Below are 20058 nucleotides of genomic sequence, written 5' to 3'. Positions count from 1 at the left end.
AGCGCGTCATGGCGTTCGCCACGCCCTCGCGGCGACATGGCCGCGTGTCCGATACCGCCACCCTTTCCAGCAGCGTCGATCTGTCGCGCCTCCCGCCCCCTACGGTGGTTGAGCAACTGTCGTTCGAGACGATCTACGCGGAAATGCTCGCCGACCTAACCGCGCCGGATATGCTCCCCAGCTTCGATGCGACGGTCGAATCCGATCCGGCGGTGAAGATCCTGCAGGTTGCCGCCTATCGCGAACTGCTGATCCGCCAGCAGTTCAACGAACGCGCGCGTCAGGTGATGATTGCCTACGCGACCCGCTCCAACCTAGATCAGCTCGCTGCGATCGTCGGCGTCGAGCGCCGTGAACTTACCCCGGCCGACCCTGTAACCGGCGCAGCGGCGATCATGGAGGCCGACGAAGATCTCCGCCAGCGCGTCGTGCTGGCCCCGGAGAGCTTCAGTGTGGCCGGTCCCGAAGGCGCATACGTCTTCCACGCGCGCTCGGCTGATGCGACCATCCGCGACGCCAGCGCGTCCAGCCCCGCCCCCGGTGAAGTCCTGGTCTCGATCCTCTCGCGCGAGGGCAACGGCATCGCCTCGGCCGACCAGCTCGAAGCGGTGCGCGACGTTCTCGGGACGGTCGCCGGCAATAAGGTCCGCCCGCTTACCGACAGCGTGACGGTCGCGTCGGCTTCCATCGTCGATTACACGATCGACGCACGCCTCACGCTCTATTCCGGCCCCGATGAAACCGTCGTGCTGGCGGCCGCGCAAGCCCGACTGCGCGCATGGCTCGCGCAAAGCGGCGGTCTCGGCATCGACGCCGTGCGCGCCGCGATCACGTCGGCCCTGTTCGTCGAAGGCGTCCAGAACGTCCAGCTCGTCGCGCCCGCGGCCGATGTCGTGGTCAATCAGACGCAATCCGCGCATTGCGCTGGTTTCTCGGTGACGGTGGCCGGCCGTGGCGCCTGATCTCCTACCCCCCAATGCGACCGCGCTCGAACGCAGCGTGTCGACCGCCATCGCCCGCGACGGCGCGATCGCCTTCGACCTTGGCGCACTGTGGAACCCCGCCACCTGCCCGGCCGATCTTCTGCCGTGGCTGGCGTGGGGCCTGTCGATCGATCGCTGGGATCCGACTTGGACCGATGACGAGAAGCGCGCCGCCACGGCCAGCGCGATCGAGGATCAGCGCCACAAGGGCACGCGCTGGGCGGTCGAACAGGTGCTGCAGCGCTTCGATGATCTGTTGCAATTGGTCGAGTGGTTCGAAGCCTCGCCGCAGCTAGATCCGTACACCTTCGAAGTCCGCTTGCCGCTGGTCGATGCCGATGGCGTCGCAGGCGGTCGCCGCGTCTCGGCTGACTTCGCCCGTGCGATCATCGCCGAAGTGTCGCGCGCCAAGCCGGTGCGCGCACACTTAACGCTGGTCCAGTCGCTCGAACTGGAAGGCGCGATCCTGCCCTTCGCCGCGCTCCAGGCCACCCACTATCGCCGTCTCGATACCAGCACGGTCAACGCAGGCGACACCACGCCGTGGGACGATCTGCTTCAGACCGAGACCGGTGAGCCGCTCTTCGATGATTTCGAAGCGATCGAGGATACCCCGGCATGACCGCTCTGACTTGCACGCTCACCAACGCCGGTCGCGCGGCCTTGCTGGCACCGGGTGGCGGCGGCACCGCGGCGGTGCAGATCGTCGCGGCCGGTATCACCGCGACCGCCTTCACCGTCGCGCCGACGCTCACCGCGCTCCCCGTTGAAATCAAGCGCCTCGCGACCGTTGCGGGCGTGGCGATCGATGCGACCACGATCCACGTCACGATCCGCGACGACAGCACCGACGCGTATACCGCGCGCGGCATCGGCCTCTATCTCGCCGACGGCACGCTCTTCGCGGTATATGGGCAGCCCCAGCCGATCCTCAGCAAGGCCGAAGCCTCAACCTTTTACCTCGCCGCCGATCTCAAGATGCTCGCTGGTCAGGCGTCGCAGGTGACGTTCGGCAACACCAATTTCATCAATCCGCCCGCGAGCGAGACCGTCAAGGGCGTCGCCTATCTTGCGACGATCGCCGAGGCGCTCGCCGGGGCGGTCGCCGACAAGCTGATCACCCCGGCGAGTATGAAGGCAGTGCTCGACAATTACGTCGCTGCCACCAAGCTCGGCGCACCCAATGGCGTCGCGACGCTCGGTCCGGATGGCAAGCTGCTCGTGGCGCAGCGCCCTCCGATTGACCTGATCGACGTCTTTCCCGCTGCCAACCAGGCCCAGATGCTCGCCCTGGCGGCGACACCGGGCGATTTCGCGGTGCGCGCCGACAATGGGCGGGTCTACGTCCTGCAAATTACGCCGGCGACCGTTCTCGCCAACTGGCTGGAAATCTCCACCCCTGCCCCGGTGTCGAGCGTCAACACCAAGGTCGGCACCGTAGTGCTCTATGCGGCCGATGTCGGCGCGGTCCCGGTCGAGCGCAGCATCACCGGTGCCGGGCTGCTGGCCGGCCAGGGCGGCGGGCTTGGTGCCGATCGCGTGTTCGAGCTGCTCGCGGCGAACGCAGCCGAGGCGCTCGCTGGCCTCGTCGCAAACAAGGTGCTCACCCCGGCATCGCTCGCGACGATCCTCGCCCGGCTCAGCGCGTCGGTCCCCACGTCGCGCACGATCGGCGGCACTGGCCTGGTCACCGGCGGCGGTGCGCTCGATGCCGATCGCGCGCTCGATGTCGCGGTGGCGAGCCTGGCCGAGATCGTCGCCGGCGTCACCGATGCAAAGGCGGTCACGCCCTACGGCTTGGCCAATCTGCCCAAGAGCCTGACCCCGAACGGTTATTACATCTGGCCGGGCGGTTTCATGATGCAGTGGATTCAGTATCGCAACGTCTTCACGGCCGAGGCGACGATCCCGATCACCTTCCCGCTGTCTTTCACGGAAATGGTTCTTCCACAGGTCGCGACCGCGTTCATCTCCAGCGGCACCAGGTTCAAGGATTTGATCGCGCAGATCATGCCCGCCTCGCTCGGCAGCGGCACCGTCCAGCTTCAGGCCTCCGAATCGCAGTCCCCGCGCGCGGATGGCTTCGACATCATCATCTTCGGAAAGTGAGCGGATCCATGATCTCCTGGAGCCCATCGACCAAGCATTTCTATCACGCCGAAATCCACGGCTCGACTGTTCCTGCGGACAGCGTGCGCGTCACCGCACGCCGCCATACCGAGCTGCTCGAAGGGCAGCGCCAGGGCCGCGCGATCCTCGCCACCACGACCGGCAAGCCGACCCTTTCGCCGATCCTAAAGCCGACGGTCGATCAACTGCGCGCTTTCGCGATTGCCGATATCAAGGCGGAAGCGGCACGCCGGATCCTCGCGGTCGCGTCGATCGCGCGGCAGACCAACGACAATGCCGCTATCGCCGCCTTCGCGCTTGGTCTGGCAACCGGCACCAAAACCGCGGACGGCGCGCAAAAGCAGGAAGCGAGCGCAGCACTCCGTCGGCGCGCCGCAATCGACGCGCTCCGCGCTGCTTCGAACACGCTGGAACACAAAATCGCCACTTGGTCCGCGCTGGCGTTGTCGAGCTTCGACGCGTCCGACGATGGCCATTGGCCGGTCGAGGGCTGAACATGGCAAAGGTTACCGAACTTCCCGAAGTCGTCGCGCCGAATGGCGAAGAACCCGTCATTATCATCTCGGGCGGCCGCGCTAAGCGGACCCGGTTCGATCGGCTGGCCACGATCATCAACAATTCGGTTGCCGCGGCGGGGACCGCGGCCGCCAACGCTATCGCGGATGCCAAGGCTCTCGCCTTGAACAATATCGACACCGCCCGGATCGCGGCGCTGGCAGCGATCAATTCGTTGGGTGCAAGCATAATTGATACGATCGCGGCGCTCGTGGCGTCCGCCAATCCCATCAGCTACGGAAAGCTGACCAAGCCCTCTGTCCATCGCCCGCCTCCCGCGATCGCCGACGCCGATGGAAATGCCCCCCTTACAATCTTCCAGGGCTGGAGCGTCGTTCTTACCTACACCACGCGGCAGGCAATCAATGCAGGCAAGCCAATCGAATTCACGGTCTCAAAAACCGGTGGCGTGCCTGATCCGGCTGGTCGGATGCAGGTCTATGCGGGCGCGGATTACCCAATGGTGCGCAGCGGAAATGCGCTCACGTATCGCGGCACTGTACCAGCAGGCACCGAGGTGCTTAGATTCCAGGCCCTGAGTGACGGCACGGTGACGTATGGGCCGGCACAGGTTTCGGTCGGCGGCGGGATCACGCAGCCGACCGACAATGCCTCACTCGCTCACGTGGGTGCCAAGCAGGACGCGTTCGACCAGACGCTGCCACTCCGCCTCAACCCCGCGATTTATGGAGCCCCTGCCAATTATGCATTGACCGGGAAAATCACCTTGCCTGCGCATTCGAACGGCTTTTGGTCTGTCGAGATCATCGGAGATTTCACCGCTGGCCAACCACTTACCACTCAGTTCGAATGCTCGTCCGATCTACAGACGGTCGTTCAATATGTCGGGATACGTTACAATAACGGTGATGCCGGTCCGGCGTCGGGTCACCCCGCAGTTTCGCTCGATTACCGAGGTGATGGCTCATACCTGGTTAGGGACTATTTCGACCCGGCTGTTGGTGCTTCGAAACCGACGGTCATTAGGATGACTTGGAACAACACGACCGACGCAGATTTTGTCATCGACAATCTTCGTGTTTATCCCTCTGATAATCCGCCGGTCCACACCAAGGTGCCAGCCTTGGTTGGCCGGACAATCGAGGACCGGGTGGCCCTCGAGAGCAGCTACGGACCGTGGCCGATCCGGGTCCTAATCAACGGGGACAGTACCTTTGCGCCCCACTTTAATGCTAGCGTCCGGTCGATTGGCTACTTTCTGAACCAGCTCCTGAACGGGCGCTTGCGCGTGATCGAGATCGGGGCCCAAGGCGCAAGCGCAGACGCCATTTTGGCGGCGAACGATCTTTGGAACCTGACCGGGAACGTGGTTGGAAATTACATTCCGGCCGATGGGTCCGAGTTCGAATTCAGCAACTGGAACCACCCGCCCGTCACGATCAATTCGCTCAACAACCCGCAAAATAATTGCCGAGCGGCGATCTTCGGCAACGAAATCGTATTCACGCGGGGCGTGTTCGGCGGAAGCACCGGGGCAGTCCCGAGCAGGCTGTGGGGACGCGCGGTCAACAAGTCTGAGAAAAACATATACATCCCCAACGGCTCGCGGGTCACGATGCAGCAGGGGCGCTCCGCCTCGCGCGACATCAACATCATGCAGACTTCAACGGTCAACGGTAGTCTAGTCGGGTCGGACGGCGCCGCCTACACGCAGTGGTACGCGATGCGCTGCGCCGGTCGATCGGCCGACTTCATCGCCCGCACGCAAGCGCGGTGGATCTTCATGCCGGCAATCCAGGGCGTGCCGGCTGGCACCGTTCCGGCAACGCCAAACCTTGGATCAACTGCGGCCGTAGCGAGCCTGCGCGCCGCAGGCTGCCCCGATAGCTGCATCCTCGATCCCAACGCGCCGCAGGGAGCGCAGGGGAGCGGCACGGGCGGCGTAAACCGTGAATATTTAAGCGACCTGAAGGCGCAGTTGCTCAACGCGCTGCTCGGTTACGTGAAGCCGAACATCGGCATCCTCTACCAGCAGCAGAAGCTGGGATATCGCTCGGACGATTTCTCGCGCGTGGCGACGACGGGCGACGCCTATCATCAGAACGAACTCTACAACGCTGCGCGCGCGATCGACATCTTCCTGTTCCCCGCCTTCCAGGCCTGCCTCAACAACCCCGATTGATCGGAGCCGACCATGACCGACAGCATGATGCACGCCATCCACCTTTACGTTGCCTTCAACGTTCAGCGCGAACTTGGGGAGACGCGGTTCAATCCTGAGACCGGTCGATACGAACCGGTGATCAGCACCGTGACGCTCTATCCGGATATCGGCTTCGGCGCGAAGCAGGTCGAAGTCACCAGCGAGGAACTGGCCGAACTCGATCGTCTCGGAGCGGAGGAGCAGCGGCCGTATTATTATTTGTCTGGTGGCGATCCGGTGCGACCGGGACATTCGATCGAATAGCAAGATCGCCGCGAGATCGGCCAGCACTGCTGCTTTTGTAGAAACCCATTCTACAAAAGCAGCCCCGCGCATCGATCGACGCGTCTCGCCATGCTCCGCGCATGAGCGACCCTGCCGATATCCAGCGCCTGATTGGCGACATGATGCGTCTCGGAACGATTGAGTCGGTCGATCGCGCGAAGCAAACCTGCCGCTTCCGCACCGGCGATATCGTCACCGGCGATCTGCCCTGGCTTGCCGCGCGTTCGGGCGCGACTAAATCATGGTCCCCGCCCAGCGTTGGTGAGCAAGGCGTCCTGTTCTGCCCGGAAGGCGACACCCGAGGCGGCTTCGTCCTGCCCGGGCTCTTCTCCAACGCGCACCCCGCCCCCTCGAGCGATGATGTCGAGCTGGTCGAATATGCCGACGGCGCCCGCATCGGTTATGATGCGACGGCACACGCCTTGACCGCGATCCTTCCCGATGGCGCGACCGTCCGCCTCGAGGCTCCAGGCGGGATCGCGTTCAAGGGCGATCTCGACATCGATGGCGCGCTTCGCGTGACCAAGACGATCGACGCCGAGGAAGAGATCACCGGCAAGGGCATCAAGCTCTCCGCTCACAAGCACGGCCTGGTTAAGACCGGCACCGACAAGTCAGGCGCGCCCGAATGAACGGCATGAACGCTCGGACCGGCGCGCCACTCGGCGGTGCAGAGCATCTCAAGCAATCCGTTGCCGATATCCTCGGCACGCCGCTCGGTACGCGCATCGGGCGTCGGCTCTACGGCTCCGAGCTCCCCGAACTGCTCGACCAGCCGATCAATCCGCTGCTCCAGCTTCGCCTGTACGCGGCGACGGCGCTTGCATTGCTGCGCCACGAACCGCGGCTGCGCCTGGCGCGCGTCGGTTTCGCGATTGGCACCACCCCCGGCAGCGGCACTCTTCGAATCGTGGGCAAGCGGACCGACGTGCCCGAACCCAATGCCGCTATCGATCTGACCATTCCGGTTCGCTCGCTCAGCACCCTTCCCGCCTGAAAGGATTACCCATGACGCTTCAGCACGGCATCACTGTTACCGAGGTCGCCAATCAGTCGCGCGCGATCGCCACCATCGCCACCGGCGTCATCGGCTTCGTCGCAACCGCAACCGCGGCGGCCGGTGCGGCAACCGTCGCGCTCAATGCCGCGTTCCCGCTCGATCGCCCGGTTCTGGTCACCGATATCCTCGGCGCGATCGAGGCGTCCGGGAATGGCGGCACGCTGAAGGGCGTATTGCGAGCGATCGCCGATCAGGTCCGGACGCCGGTTGTCGTCGTTCGCGTCGCGACCGGCGCGGACGCGGCGGGAACAGACGCGAACGTGATCGGCACCGATGTCGGGGGCGTGAAGTCGGGGATGCAGGCCTTGCTGGCGGCCGAGGCCCAGCTCGGCGTGCGGCCGCGCATCATTGGCGCTCCCGGCCTGGATCGTGCGGCCGTAACCGCCGCGCTGGCGATCATCGCGGCGAAGCTGCGCGGTATGGCCTATGCCGCCGCGATCGGCGCGAACCGGGCCGACGTCATCGCTTATCGTGGCACGTTCACCGCGCGTGAGCTGATGCTGATCTATCCCGATTTCCTGGTCGCCGACGGCTCGACCAGCCTTGGCGTGGCCCGCGCGCTCGGCCTGCGCGCCCGGATCGACCAGGAGCAGGGCTGGAACAAGACGCTGTCCAACGTGCCGGTCGTGGGCGTTGTTGGCCTTACCAAGGATATCGGCTTCGATCTGCAAAGCATCGACAGCGACGCGAACCTGCTCAACGCGGCCGGCATCACCACGATGGTGCGTATCAACGGTGCGCTGCGCTTCTGGGGCAACCGCACCTGCGCCGCGCTCGATAGCGACTTCACCTTCGAAAGCGCGACGCGCACCGCGCAGATCCTCGCCGACACGATGGCGAACGGTCTGGTCCGCTATATCGACAAGCCGCTGACGCCGAGCCTGGCCAAGGATATCGTCGAGGACATCAACCAGAAACTGCGCGAGCTGAAGCGCGGCGGCTATCTGCTCGGCGCGGTGGCCTTCTTCGATCCCGACAAGAACCCGACCGCCTCGCTCAAGCAGGGTATCCTGTCGATCAGCTACCGCTACACGCCCACGCCGCCGCTCGAACATCTCGGCCTGCTGCAGGAAATCACCGACGATTACCTGGCGGATTTCGCCGCGATCGCCGCCGGCGTCTGATCCTCCCGCGCAACCCCGCTTTCATTCCATCCTGATCCCGGAGACCGACCATGGCACTGCCCTTTAAGCTCAAGCAGATGATGCTCTTCAACGACGGCCTGGCGTATGTGGGCGACGTGACCTCGGTCACCTTGCCCAAATTGGTCCGTAAGCTCGACGAATATCGCAGCGGCGGGATGAACCGCCCGGCGAAGATCGACATGGGCGGCGAAGCGCTGGAGATGGAATTCGTCTGCGGCGGGCCGATGCGCGATGTATTCCGCCAATACGGAACCCCCGGCATGGGTGGCGTGCAGCTCCGTTTCGCTGGATCGTACCAGGATGACGATTCGGGCGAGGTCGCCGCTATCGAAGTCGTCGTGCGCGGCCGGCACGAAGAAATCGACATGGGCGAGGCAAAACCTGGCGAGGGCACCGACTTCAAGGTCAAGAGTTCGCTGATCTATTACAAGCTTACCTGGAACGGCGTCACCGAAGTCGAGATCGATGTGCTCGGTATGATTGAAATGGTCGGTGGCATCGACCGCATGGCCGAGATCCGCGGCGCGCTCGGCATCTTCTGATGCGGCGCAACGCCAACCCAACCGAAGCCTGCACCCCCCGCCAATGGCGGCAGGAGGCGCTTGCCGACCTTAAGGAATCCCTAATGACCGACGCCCCCACCTTCCGCACCGTCACCCTCGATTTCCCGCTCACGCGCGGGGACGAGACTGTCACGAGCGTCCAGGTGCGCAAGCCCGGCTCGGGCGAGCTGCGCGGCCTCACGCTGATGGCGCTCAGCCAGCTCGACTATGCCGCGCTGGAAACGCTGCTGCCGCGCATCACCATGCCGATGCTGCAAAAGGCCGATGTCGCGCGGCTCGATCCGGCCGACCTGATGCAATTGGGCGGCGAGGTAATGGATTTTTTGCTGCCGAAAGCCGCGAAGGAAGCGGCCTCCCCGCAAGCATAGACGACATCATGGCGGATCTGGCGACTGTGTTTCACTGGTCGCCGGCCGTCATGGACCCGATGAGCGTCGCCGAGCTGATGGGCTGGCGCGCGCGTGCCGCCGCACGCAACACCCCCGATCGCTGAAGGCGCACGCATGGACCGCAATCTCCGTATCCGCATGCTGCTTGAGGCTGGCGACAAGGTCACCAAGCCGCTCCGCGACATCGCGGCAGGATCCTCGCGCGCGGCGCAGGCGCTCAAGGCGACGCGCGACCGCTTGAAGGAGATCGAGCGCGCTCAGGCAGGGGTCGCGGGCTTTCGCGAATTGAAGGCCGGCCTGCGCTCGACCGAAACCGAACTCCGCCTGGCGCAGGGCCGCGTCGGCGATCTCGCGCGCAAGATGGCCGAGGCGGGAACGCCGACCAAGAAGCTGGCAGCAGATTTCGCGAAGGCGAAGCGTGAGGCCTCGGCGTTGAAGGACAGCTTCGACGGCCAGAACGTGAAGCTGCAGCAGCTCCGCGACCGGCTCTCGGCCGCCGGCGTCTCGACCTCCAGCCTCGCCGCGCACGAACGCCGCTTGCGCACCGAAGCCGCGCGCACGAACGATGAACTGCGCGAGCAGGAACGCCGCCTGACCGGCTTGGCCGATCGCAGCCGCCGCTTCGCAGCTGCGCGCGAGAGTTTCGGGCGTGTCCAAGGCACTGCCACTGGCCTGGCGGCTGGTGGCGCGTCGGCGATCGGCGTGGGCGCGTCGCTTGGCCGACCGCTGATCGAGGGTGTGCAACAGGCATCGGCATTCGAAGCGTCGATGACGACGATCGCGCAAAAGGCCAATTTGACGCGCAGGGAAGCGACTGCGCTTGGCAAACAGGTGCTCACCGTCGCGCGCGCCACCAACCAACTCCCGACCGCCATTCAGGAAGGCATGGATACGCTGTCCGGGTTTGGCCTCGATCCGCGCAGGGCAGCCGCCATGATGCAGCCGATCGGTCGCGCCGCAACGGCGTACAAGGCCGAGGTGACCGATCTTTCCAAGGCGGCATTTGCGGCCAACGATAATCTGAAGGTACCGATCGAACAGACGGCGCGCGTCATCGATATCATGGCGACCGCAGGCAAGGCCGGCGCGTTCGAGATCAAGGACATGGCGGGTTCCTTCCCGGCGCTTACCGCGGGCTATCAGGCACTCGGACAGACCGGCCTCGGGGCGGTCGCGGACTTGTCTGCTGCGCTGCAGATCGCCCGCAAGGGTGCGGGCGATTCGGAGACTGCGGCCACCAACGTGGCAAACATCATCCAGAAGATCGCATCGCCGCAGACGATCAAGGCCTTCGCGAAATTCGGCATCGATCTCCCCGCCGCGCTCAAGAAAGCCTATGACGATGGCAAGACGCCACTCGAAGCGATTGCCGAGCTGACGAAAAAGGCGACGGGGGGCGATCTCGGCAAGATCGGATTCCTGTTCGAGGACGCACAGGTGCAGCAGGGCCTGCGCCCGATCATTCAAAACCTTGAAGAATATCGGCGGATCCGTGCCGAGGCTGGCGCCGCCAGCGGGACGAGCGACAAGGATTATGCCGAGCGGCTGAAGGACACCGCCGAAAAGACCAAGCGCCTGTCGATCAACGCGCAAGCCCTTGGCGTGACGCTCGGTGGGCAGCTTCTTCCGACCGTCAACGCGGTGAGCGACAAGATCGCCAGCGCGGCCGAGCGCATCAACGCATGGGCGCAGCGCAACCCCGGCTTGTCGAAAACGCTGATGATCGCCGCCGCCGTGCTCGCCGGTCTGTTCGTCGTATTGGGGATCGGCGGCATCGCCATCGCCGCGATAATGGGGCCGATCGCTATCCTGAATTCGGGACTGCTCGCCATGGGCGTTTCAGGAGGCCTTGCCTCGATCGGCTTGCTCCCGATCATCGCAACCGTCGTGGGGGTCATTGCGGTCGCCCTGTTGCTCGCCGGTGCTGCATACCTCATCTACAAGAACTGGGATGCGATTACCGGCTTTTTCTCGGGCATCTGGAACCGCATCACTAATGCCTTCAATATCGGCCTGACTTGGCTGAAGGGCATGGTCCCGACGTTTAAGTCTATCGGCGCGATGATGCTCGAAGGGCTTCTATCGATGCTCAGCCCTGGGCGGCTCATGAAGCATATCTGGAACATGGGCGTGGCGGCGATCGGCGCGTTCAAGAAGGTGCTGGGCATCCAGTCCCCTAGCCGCGTCTTCGCCGCGCTGGGTGGCCATGTCACCGGGGGACTCGCGCTCGGCATCGATCGTGGCGGCGCAGCACCGGTGCAACGCCTTACGCGCCTATCGCGGCGCATGACTGCGGCAATCGCAGTCGGGGCTGCCATGCCCGCGATGGCTGGCACCACGGGCGGCGCTAGCGCGCGGCCGGCAATCGCCGCAGGCGCTGGCCAAGCGGTCCACAACGAATACCATTTTCATATCGTACAGCAGCCCGGCCAGGACGCCCATGCGCTGGCGGTAGCCGTCCGCGCCGAGATCGAGCGGATCAAGCGCGAGGAGGCAGCGCGCGCGCGAGCGAGCTTTGCCGATAAGCAGGATTGGAGCGACCACGCATGATCCTCTCGCTCGGCATGTTCGCCTTCTCGATCCCCACGCTCGCCCATGACGAGCTGCAGCGTCGCAGCGATTGGCGGCACGCGCGTACCGGCCGCGTCGGCGCGCGCGATGCCACCCAATATGTCGGGCCGGGCGATGATAAGGTCTCGATCAATGGCTCCGCCTTTGCCGAATTGTCGGATGGGCGCGCCTCGCTCGATCGGCTTCGCGAGATGGCCGACAGCGGCGACGCTTGGCCGCTCTTGGACGGGGCTGGCCGGGTCTATGGCGCGTTCGTCATCGAGAGCATCGACGAACGACAAAAGGTCTTCCTGCCCGACGGCACCCCGCGCCAGATCGATTTCGGTATCGATCTTTTGCGGGTCGAGGATCCCGAAGGATATTCGGCATGACGATCGCCAACATCGCCGGGTACCGCGTAACGCTCGACGGCGTGGATCTGACGCCGAAGCTCCGCCCCCGCTTGGTCTCGCTTGGCATCACCACGAAGCGCGGCGATGAAGCGGACCAGCTCGACATCGTCCTGGACGATACCGATGGCGGGCTGGAACTGCCCAAGGCCGGGGCGATCCTGCACGTCGAGCTGGGCTGGCTTCAGGGCAGCGGCGTGCGCGTCGGATTGACCGACAAGGGCAGCTTCAAGGTCGATGAGGTCGAACATGGCGGTCCGCCCGATCTCGTGACCATCCGCGCGCGCTCGGCCGATTTCACCGGAGATTTGCAGAAGCGGCGCGAACAGAGCTGGCACGATACCACGCTCGGCGCGATCGTGGGTGAGGTTGCCGGCCGCAACGGCCTGAAGGCGCGCTGCGCGGACGATATCGCGGGCATCGACCTCGATACCGTCGTGCAGAGCCGCGAAAGCGACATGGCGCTGATCCGGCGTCTTGGTCGCGAGCATGACGCCGTGGCGACGGTCAAGCGGGGCACGCTGATCCTCGCGCCTGTGGGATCCGCCACGGCCGCGGGCGGTGCCCCGCTGCCCGGCTTCGCGCTCGATCGCAGCGCCGGGGATCGCCACAGCTTCCGCATCGAAAAGCGCGAGGAAGCCGAAGGCGTCACCGCCTCCTGGCACGATCGCGCGGGGGCCGAGCGCAAGAAGGTCACGGTCGGCAAGACCGATGGCGCGCGGCAGCTTTCGCATGTCTATTCCAGCGAGAGCCACGCCACGCGCGCCGCGAAATCGAAGCTCGCCCATGCCAAGCGCCAGCCGGTATCGCTCACGCTCGCCCTCGCGCTCGGCCGCGCAGATCTCTACCCCGAGCAAAAGGGCAGCGTCAGCGGCTTCAAGGCCGAGATCGACGCGGTCGACTGGCTGATTGCCGAGGTGACACACAGCCTGGGTGAGGGAGGTTTTACGACCGCGTTGAAGCTAGAGAGCGCGCCGTAGCGCGCCAATTCATTCTAGACCCATCTGCGCCTTCGACATCAAACGGTCGTTCTGAAACATCGCGTTCATGTTACCCCCGAATGACGTACCCTTCCAAACATACATCGTGGTCTTCGTGCTGCCGAATTTGTTGGTCGACATCACCTCGCCCTCGTTTCCGCCGAGCACCTTGACGGCCTCGGCATAGGACATGCCGTCGCGCAACTGATCGAACTGTGCCTTAGTCACGAATTTCGAAACGACCGGAGCCTCTGGGGCGGCGCTGTAACCGGTCACTTTCTCTGGCGATGCGGGTTTCATCGTAGAGCCGATAATTGCGAGAACGATCAGCAACGCAAGGATTACGGCGCAGCCAATGCCCCCATTTCGAAGCATGTTGCCCTTCTTGGGCGCGATCGGCGTCGCTGGACTATTCTGCAGCAACGCGTTCTTTTGCGCGGCGAATTCGGCCTCGCTCAACACGCCCTGATCACGCAAAGCCGCCAGCTGCGCGAGTTCCTCAGATATATTCGCCATGTCTTGCTCCCCGTTTTCGTTGCTTCAAGTCCGCCGCCCGATAAAGACCACGCGACCAACCAAATTCACTTCGTCGGCAGGCACTTCTTCGTCCGACACCCGGTCGTTGTCCGACTGAATGATGACCATCGACCCGCGCAGGCGGAGGCGCTTGATCATGCCGATGTCACCCACGGTTAGCGCCCAGATAGCGTCGGCCTCATCGAGTTTGCGGCGCGATCGGTCGATGATCACCATGTCGCGATCGCGGATCGTGGGATCCATCGAGTCGCCCTTCCCGCGCGCGATCGTCAGGAAAGTCGGCGGCGAACTGGTAATCGACTCCACCCACAGCCGAGGGAAATGGTGAACCTGCAGTTCGATGTGATCGCCGGTGAAGGTACCGCCCATGCCATAGTCCTGGTCGATCTCGGCGATCGGGACCAGGTCGAGCTGTTCGGCAATGGCTTCGGACGTCACGGTCGGGAGCGCCCCGAGGCTTGGATCGTCGGTTTCTCCGGTAAGATATTCGGAAGTGGTCCCGAGCGCGCGGGCGATCTTGTGCAAATGAGCCGAACCGCCAGGGTTATTGCTGACGATCTTAGCGATTGCACCTTGCGTCACGTTCACACGGCGCGCGAGCTTGCTCTGCGACAAGCCGCAAGCATCGAGCATTTCCCGAACGCGATCGCTTCTGATCATTCGACAGGCCTATCGCCAAAGTAATAGATGGCAATCGCACTTTGCTGGTTGACGCTCTATTCCTTTGGTAATAGATCGGCTGCATGGACGATCAACCAACCCCTTTCGAGGCCCTGACCGATGCAGTCCGCATCGCAGGCGGCCAGTCAGCACTGGCGCGGATCTGCGGCAAATCGCAGCCTGCCGTCTGGAAATGGCTTCAAAGCAGCAAACGCCTCCCGGCCGAGCATGTCATTGCGGTTGAGGCTGCGACCCGAATTTCCCGTCATGCGCTCCGCCCTGACATCTATCCTCCAGAGCATCCGTCGCACCCCTCCCTGCGCGGTGATGTCAGCTCTGTAGCCCCTGGCGGTCCGATCGTCGCATGCGATCGGCCCGCCTTTTTGCAGAGGAAAGTGGCATGATGCTCGAAGCTTCCCTGCGCAAACTGGTTCGCGAAGAAGCAGCTAATGCCGCCGTTGGCACGGTGAACGCCATGAGCACGGCGCTTGCCGAGGCCGTGCGGACAGGAACGCGCGAGGCTGTCCGGTCAGCTTCCATCTCGATCGATCGCTACAATCGGTTGATCTGGCCGCCCGCTGATCTTCGCGATTCGTTGGTCGCCGCCAAGCCTGTCGATCTCGCCATTACCGAGACTGTCAAACTGGCAGAGATTCGATCTGAGTGTCTCAAGTTTGCGATAACCTCGCATCCGCAAGCCACCGAACCCAACGCCATCGTCGCAACGGCGGCGCTGTTCGCGGCATTCGTTCTCGACGGCACGCCGTCGATGCGCTGTGCACAAACACCGACGCACGTCGTAGCCGAGCAGGCCGCGTGATGGCGGACATGACGCACACCCGCATACAGCAGAGAGCATCGCGCCCGCTTTCCGTCTGCGAGCTTGCCACGGCACAAGCCGCGGCGGAGGCTACGCGCGATCGGGCGATCGAGATCGTCGCGCTCGCCTCCAAGGTCTACCGCGAAAAAGGCATGACATTGAGCGCCGAGGCGTTCGAAGGCTTGGGGGAGACGATCGCCAAGCAACTCGAGCTCCATGTCGTGGTGAGCCACCTGTGACAAAGGCGCGCGTCCCCGTAACCTTCCCCAACGCGATCACTCGGATCGCGGGGCTGATCACCTTCGAGGAAGCCGCACGCATCGTCGGCCGGTCCGATCGCTGCGTGCGCGATTGGTCGGATCCGTACAGCACCGCGCTCCCATCGCTCGACCAAGGGCTTGGACTCGACGCCGCCTATCGTGCCGCTGGCGGCGAGGGCTCGCCGATCCTCGAAACCTACACCGCGCTGCTCGGTCAGCAGATCGACGCGCAATCGGCATGTCGCCAGACGCTCTGCGCCGAGATCGCCAGCGCCGCAGCGGAATTCGGCGAGGCCGTCGAGACCAGCCTGGCCGTCACGCTCGATGGCGCGAACGACCGCGCGGTCCAGGGCGCGCTGCATGAAGTCGAGCAGGCGCAAACGAAATTGGGCACCGTCTTGCGGCGCTTGCAGAGCTTCTTGCCGGGTGGCGTCGGGCCAAACGGGGGAACGGCCGGGGGAGGACCCAAGTGACCAAGCCGAAAGAACACCGAAGCCCCGCGATGCGCTGCCCGCATTGCAACAGCCGGGCGCGCGTCCGCAGCAGCAAGGAAGACGGACCGATGATCCGCGATATTCGCTTTGTTTGCGAAAATGACGATTGCGGCCACACCTTCCTCGCCCAGCTCGCGATCGTCCGCACGATCCGCCCAAGCGCTTGCCCTAACCCGGAGGTGCGGCTCCCTTTTGCCAACCCGAACATCGGCCGGCAGGGAAAGCGACCGGCGAATGAATACGGTCCGCTGCCTGCCAATGACGATGACATCGAGCAGCCCGCGGCGGAATTCGCGCCATGATCTAAAGCGGATGATCCTCCCGGCCTAGGCCGCACCAACCTTCCCCGACCGATACCAGCCCGGAAACATCCGTTTCCGGGGCCGGATTTCCCTTGCCTGAAAGACTTGACCCAACCCCATGCGCCCCGACCTGCTCACCGAACTGACTGCGCGCCTGAAGCGGGACTATGCCTTCGAGGAGAAGGGCAAGTATCTCCGCCGCGGCAAATGCCCGCAATGCTCCAAGGGACAGCGCGAGCTTTGGACCTGGACCGATAAGCCCTGGGTGCTGAAATGCGGCCGGATCGACCGGTGCGGCTGGGAAGGCCACGTCAAGGAACTCTATCCCGACATCTTCGACGATTGGTCGAAACGCCACGTCAAGACCGAGGCCGCACCCAATGCAGCGGCCGACGCCTATCTTCTCCATGCCCGCGGCTTCGATCTGCAGGGCCTGCGCGGTGCCTACACGCAGGAATGGTATCAGGATCAGCAGCTCGGCATCGGCTCGGCCACGGTGCGCTTCCCGCTGCCGGGTGGCGGCTATTGGGAGCGGCTGATCGATCAGCCCGGGCGATTCGGCAAGCGCAAGGCCAATTTCTCCTACGGCACTGCCTATCGCGGGCAGTGGTGGCAAATGCCCAAGGTCACGATGGCCGATCTCGCCGTCGCGCCGGAGATCTGGCTCGGCGAAGGCATCTTCGACACGGTCGCCCTGACGCAAAGCGCGAAGGTCGCGGCCGTCTCGCTCATGTCGTGCAACAATTATCCGGAAGCGGCGCTCGCCGAATTACGCCGCGCCGCGGCCGAACTGAACCGCGCGCCGCCCCGGCTGATCTTCGCCTTCGACGTTGGCAAGGCCGGGACGGAATACACCCGTCGCTTCGTCAAGCGCGCCCGCGAAGAGGGCTGGATCTGCGGCGCGGCGCAAGTGCGGCCCGACGGCGAGGGCGCGAAGCTCGACTGGAACGATCTCGCCCAGCGCGACCGCCTCACACCCGAGCATATCGACGAATATCGCTGGAACGGTGACGTCACGATCGCGGGCAGCGCCAGCGAAAAGGCGCTGCTCATCTATCAACGGCACAAGACGCAATCCTTCCCGCTCGTCTTCGGGGGACGCCAGCTCTGGGCGCAATTCTCGATCGAGCGGATCCAGGGTATCATCCAGCAATGGATGGAATCGTCGGACGCCGAGTTCGCGACGTTCAAGGCGCTGCCCTTCCAGGAGCAATGGAACCTCGCCGCGGCCGAAGCAGCCGAGATCTCCGAACTCGCGAACTGCACATTCCGCACGCTGTATTTCCAGCGCGACCCCAACCTTGAGGAAGGGGCCTATTATTTCCGCATAGATTTCCCGTCCGATCGCGCGAGCGTCAAGGCGACCTTCTCCGGAGCCGCCTGCGCCGCCAGCGCCGAATTTAAGAAGCGCCTCGCCTCGATTGCGCCAGGCGCACAATGGACCGGCAGCCAGTACCAGATCGATAAGCTGATGCTGCGCCAATGGTCGACGATCCAGATGGTCGAGGCGATCCAGTTCACCGGCTATTCGATCGATCACAAGGCGTGGATCCTCGGCGACATCGCCGTCCATAACGGCCGCGTCTACGATCCGAACGAAGAGGATTACTTCGTCCTCGGCAAACAATCGGTGAAGCTGCGCACAGCCGAGCGGATCCTGCGCATCGCCTATGATCCCGAAAAGCTCGATCTGTCGTGGGTCGGCCCTCTGATCACGGCTTACGGTCCCAAGGGCATCGTTACCCTGGCCTTCTGGTTTACCGCGCTTTTCGCCGACCATATCCGTTCGATGCACGACAGCCTCGCCTTCCTTGAGGCAACGGGCATTCCCGGCACCGGCAAATCGACGCTGATCGAATTCCTGTGGAAGCTTTTCGGCCGCGCCAATTACGAAGGCTTCGATCCGACCAAAGCGACCAATGCAGGCATCGCCCGCACGCTTGGCCAGGTCGGCAATTTGCCGGTCGTGCTGATCGAAGGCGACCGCGCGCAGGACGCGCCGCATGCGCGTCGCTTCGAATGGGATGAGCTGAAGACCGCCTATAACGGTCGCGCCGTCCGCACCCGGGCTATTGCCAATGGCGGCATGGAGACATTCGAGCCGCCCTTCCGCGGCGCGATCGTCATCGCCCAGAACGACCCGGTCGAGGCGTCGCCGGCGATGCGCGAACGCATCATGGGCATCCACTTCGACAAGTCGATGTTCAGCCCCGCGTCGAAAGCAGCGGTAGAAAATCTATCGGCAATCGCCGTCGAGGATGTTTCGGGCTTTCTGGTCCACGCCGTGCGCCGCGAGGCAGCGATCATCGAGGCGTATCGAGAAGGCTTCAAGCGGCACGAAGCCGCGATGCTAAAGCACAAGGGTATTCGCAACGGCCGCTTGGCGAAGAACCACGCGCAGCTCGCCGCGATGCTCGACGCGATGCGCCTGGTCGTGAACAACCTCTCCAACCAGGCGGTCGCCGATGCACACGCCTTGATCCTTACCATGCTCGAGGAGCGGCAACGCACCGTCGAGACGGATCATCCGCACGTCCAGCTCTTCTGGGAACGGTTCGATTACATCGTCGCAAACGAGGGCCTCAACAACGAGCGGCCGATCAACCACAGCCGCACGGCCGGTATATTGGCCGTGAGCCTCCCCCAGTTCGAGCAGAAATGCGCGGACATGCGCCTGTCGCTGCCCTGTCCGCCGACCGAGCTGAAGCGGCTGCTCAAGACGTCGAAGGCCCGCAAGTTCGTCGAGAACAAGCCGGTCAACTCGATCACGGGAAAGACCGTGAATTGCTGGGTTTTCGAGAACCCTGACCACCTCACCCACCCCGCAAACGCCCGCTGAGAAAGGCCCGACCGATGTTGCACGCACCCATCTTTCCCGCTGCCGCGGCACTTCAGCCGCCCCCGCTGAAGCCCGACGAATATCTAAATCTTCGCCGTCGCGCCGCGGGCCTCTCGATCGTCGAGGTCGCACGGTTGATTGCGCCGTCGCCAAAGGATCATGCCGAGGCCGTGGCCTTGGTCGCGATGCTGGAGGCCCCCGGCTGCCGCGCGCGCTTTCCCGAAACGATCGAGGCGTTGCAGCGTGCCTATCCGCTCGATCTGGCGGTCTATCGCCAGCTCGCCGACGAACCTGCCGATCGCCATCCGACCGTCTGCCGCTCGTGCGGCTGCAGCGAATGGGATCCCTGCCATCATGAGCAAGGAACGTGCGGATGGGCGAGCACCACGAAGTGCACGCGGTGCGCCGAGTTTGCATCATGACCGCGACCGCAATGACAATGCGCGCCGTCCCCGACGGCAATGGCGGCTTCCGCCACGTCCCCACCCCGTTCGTCCCCGTCGTCGTGGGCGGCAAGGGCAAGAAGAAGGCGGTTCGTCCGCCCGATCCGATCGTGACCAACGGCGAGAGCGCGGCCGAGCAGCTTCGCCTGCTGATCGAGCGGATCGAGCGGATCGACGAGGAAATTTCAGGGATGCAGGCCGACCGGGCGGACGTCTTCGTCGAGGCCAAGGGCGTCGGCTTCGACGTCAAAGGCGTGCGCGCCATTCTCGGCTTGCGCAAGCAAGAGAAGCATCACCGCGACGAGTTCGAGAGCATCCTCGAAACCTACAAGATCGCGCTGGGCCTCGCATGACGCCGCCCCGCCCCTTCCGCGCGGCCCTGCTCGCGATCGCCGCTCTCCTGCTCGCCCCGATCCTCTTCGTCGCCTTCATCGCCACCATGAACCGGAGGAGCTGATGTCCCGTTCCCAAAACCCTATTCACAGCAAG

25 protein-coding genes are annotated in these 20058 nt (G+C 64.2%); 23 read left to right on the top strand and 2 right to left on the bottom strand.

What is annotated here, in order from left to right:
- Positions 1–8: 8 nt before the first annotated feature.
- The 15 genes from HMP06_RS15185 to HMP06_RS15115 all read left to right on the top strand — a co-directional run bounded on the left by HMP06_RS15185 (position 9) and on the right by HMP06_RS15115 (position 13214).
- The gene (locus HMP06_RS15185) at positions 9–962 is read left to right on the top strand and encodes a baseplate assembly protein (RefSeq protein ID WP_176497829.1); all 954 of its coding nucleotides are present in this window, start codon (positions 9–11) and stop codon (positions 960–962) included.
- A complete protein-coding gene (locus HMP06_RS15180) occupies positions 952–1605 on the top strand; it encodes a phage tail protein I (RefSeq protein ID WP_176497828.1) in 654 nt (217 codons plus the stop codon). The genes HMP06_RS15185 and HMP06_RS15180 overlap by 11 nt, the downstream gene beginning before the upstream one ends.
- Positions 1602–3092, top strand: coding sequence for a hypothetical protein (locus tag HMP06_RS15175; protein WP_176497827.1), 1491 nt, complete (start codon positions 1602–1604; stop codon positions 3090–3092). The genes HMP06_RS15180 and HMP06_RS15175 overlap by 4 nt, the downstream gene beginning before the upstream one ends.
- Before the next feature lie 8 nt (positions 3093–3100).
- Complete coding sequence (locus HMP06_RS15170; RefSeq protein ID WP_176497826.1) at positions 3101–3607, top strand: hypothetical protein; 507 nt, start codon at positions 3101–3103, stop codon at positions 3605–3607.
- Positions 3608–3609: 2 nt separating this feature from the next.
- Entirely contained in the window at positions 3610–5811 is a 2202-nt protein-coding gene (locus HMP06_RS15165; RefSeq protein ID WP_176497825.1) for a hypothetical protein, read from the top strand.
- A gap of 12 nt (positions 5812–5823) precedes the next feature.
- A complete protein-coding gene (locus HMP06_RS15160) occupies positions 5824–6096 on the top strand; it encodes a hypothetical protein (RefSeq protein WP_176497824.1) in 273 nt (90 codons plus the stop codon).
- A 101-nt stretch (positions 6097–6197) separates the two neighbouring features.
- Entirely contained in the window at positions 6198–6749 is a 552-nt protein-coding gene (locus HMP06_RS15155; RefSeq protein ID WP_176497823.1) for a phage baseplate assembly protein V, read from the top strand.
- A gap of 5 nt (positions 6750–6754) precedes the next feature.
- A complete protein-coding gene (locus HMP06_RS15150; protein ID WP_332103006.1) occupies positions 6755–7114 on the top strand; it encodes a GPW/gp25 family protein in 360 nt (119 codons plus the stop codon).
- A gap of 11 nt (positions 7115–7125) precedes the next feature.
- Complete coding sequence (locus tag HMP06_RS15145; RefSeq protein ID WP_176497821.1) at positions 7126–8301, top strand: phage tail sheath subtilisin-like domain-containing protein; 1176 nt, start codon at positions 7126–7128, stop codon at positions 8299–8301.
- A 50-nt stretch (positions 8302–8351) separates the two neighbouring features.
- Positions 8352–8864, top strand: a complete 513-nt coding sequence (locus HMP06_RS15140) for a phage major tail tube protein (protein ID WP_176497820.1) — start codon at positions 8352–8354, stop codon at positions 8862–8864.
- A gap of 83 nt (positions 8865–8947) precedes the next feature.
- Positions 8948–9253, top strand: coding sequence for a phage tail assembly protein (locus HMP06_RS15135; RefSeq protein WP_176497819.1), 306 nt, complete (start codon positions 8948–8950; stop codon positions 9251–9253).
- An 8-nt stretch (positions 9254–9261) separates the two neighbouring features.
- A complete protein-coding gene (locus HMP06_RS15130) occupies positions 9262–9378 on the top strand; it encodes a GpE family phage tail protein (protein WP_176497818.1) in 117 nt (38 codons plus the stop codon).
- 10 nt (positions 9379–9388) lie between these two features.
- Positions 9389–11824 carry a phage tail tape measure protein gene (locus HMP06_RS15125; RefSeq protein WP_232089721.1) on the top strand — a complete coding sequence of 812 codons (2436 nt, stop codon included), beginning with the start codon at positions 9389–9391 and terminating at the stop codon, positions 11822–11824.
- Positions 11821–12216 (top strand): phage tail protein, encoded by a 396-nt coding sequence (locus HMP06_RS15120; protein ID WP_176497817.1) that lies wholly within the window; start codon positions 11821–11823, stop codon positions 12214–12216. The genes HMP06_RS15125 and HMP06_RS15120 overlap by 4 nt, the downstream gene beginning before the upstream one ends.
- Positions 12213–13214, top strand: a complete 1002-nt coding sequence (locus tag HMP06_RS15115) for a contractile injection system protein, VgrG/Pvc8 family (protein WP_176497816.1) — start codon at positions 12213–12215, stop codon at positions 13212–13214. Before HMP06_RS15120 ends, HMP06_RS15115 begins: the two co-directional genes overlap by 4 nt.
- A gap of 9 nt (positions 13215–13223) precedes the next feature.
- Here the strand turns inward: HMP06_RS15115 and HMP06_RS15110 are convergent, their stop codons facing one another.
- Both HMP06_RS15110 and HMP06_RS15105 read right to left on the bottom strand, forming a co-directional pair.
- Positions 13224–13730, bottom strand: a complete 507-nt coding sequence (locus HMP06_RS15110) for an SHOCT domain-containing protein (RefSeq protein ID WP_176497815.1) — start codon at positions 13728–13730, stop codon at positions 13224–13226.
- 24 nt (positions 13731–13754) lie between these two features.
- Entirely contained in the window at positions 13755–14411 is a 657-nt protein-coding gene (locus HMP06_RS15105; protein ID WP_176497814.1) for a S24 family peptidase, read from the bottom strand.
- Between the two features lie 83 nt (positions 14412–14494).
- On the opposite strand from HMP06_RS15105, the gene HMP06_RS15100 reads away from it, so the two are divergent.
- The 8 genes from HMP06_RS15100 (at position 14495) to HMP06_RS18095 (ending at position 19922) form a co-directional block, all read left to right on the top strand.
- Positions 14495–14815 carry a helix-turn-helix domain-containing protein gene (locus HMP06_RS15100; protein WP_176497813.1) on the top strand — a complete coding sequence of 107 codons (321 nt, stop codon included), beginning with the start codon at positions 14495–14497 and terminating at the stop codon, positions 14813–14815.
- Positions 14812–15231 (top strand): hypothetical protein, encoded by a 420-nt coding sequence (locus HMP06_RS15095; protein WP_176497812.1) that lies wholly within the window; start codon positions 14812–14814, stop codon positions 15229–15231. The genes HMP06_RS15100 and HMP06_RS15095 overlap by 4 nt, the downstream gene beginning before the upstream one ends.
- Positions 15231–15470, top strand: a complete 240-nt coding sequence (locus HMP06_RS15090) for a hypothetical protein (protein ID WP_176497811.1) — start codon at positions 15231–15233, stop codon at positions 15468–15470. The genes HMP06_RS15095 and HMP06_RS15090 overlap by 1 nt, the downstream gene beginning before the upstream one ends.
- Complete coding sequence (locus HMP06_RS15085) at positions 15467–15964, top strand: hypothetical protein (RefSeq protein WP_176497810.1); 498 nt, start codon at positions 15467–15469, stop codon at positions 15962–15964. Before HMP06_RS15090 ends, HMP06_RS15085 begins: the two co-directional genes overlap by 4 nt.
- Before the next feature lie 29 nt (positions 15965–15993).
- The gene (locus tag HMP06_RS15080; protein ID WP_176498584.1) at positions 15994–16287 is read left to right on the top strand and encodes an ogr/Delta-like zinc finger family protein; all 294 of its coding nucleotides are present in this window, start codon (positions 15994–15996) and stop codon (positions 16285–16287) included.
- 118 nt (positions 16288–16405) lie between these two features.
- The gene (locus HMP06_RS15075; RefSeq protein WP_176497809.1) at positions 16406–19126 is read left to right on the top strand and encodes a toprim domain-containing protein; all 2721 of its coding nucleotides are present in this window, start codon (positions 16406–16408) and stop codon (positions 19124–19126) included.
- Between the two features lie 14 nt (positions 19127–19140).
- On the top strand, positions 19141–19548 hold the full coding sequence (locus tag HMP06_RS15070) for a hypothetical protein (RefSeq protein ID WP_176497808.1): 408 nt from the start codon (positions 19141–19143) through the stop codon (positions 19546–19548).
- Positions 19545–19922, top strand: coding sequence for a DUF2312 domain-containing protein (locus tag HMP06_RS18095; protein ID WP_443026487.1), 378 nt, complete (start codon positions 19545–19547; stop codon positions 19920–19922). Before HMP06_RS15070 ends, HMP06_RS18095 begins: the two co-directional genes overlap by 4 nt.
- The last annotated feature ends 136 nt before the right edge of the window (positions 19923–20058 follow it).

The sequence above is a fragment of the Sphingomonas sp. HMP6 genome (assembly GCF_013374095.1).
In the GTDB taxonomy this organism is placed as follows: domain Bacteria; phylum Pseudomonadota; class Alphaproteobacteria; order Sphingomonadales; family Sphingomonadaceae; genus Sphingomonas.
Note: the sequence above shows the minus strand (reverse complement) of the source record. Positions and strands in the feature narration are given on the sequence as shown.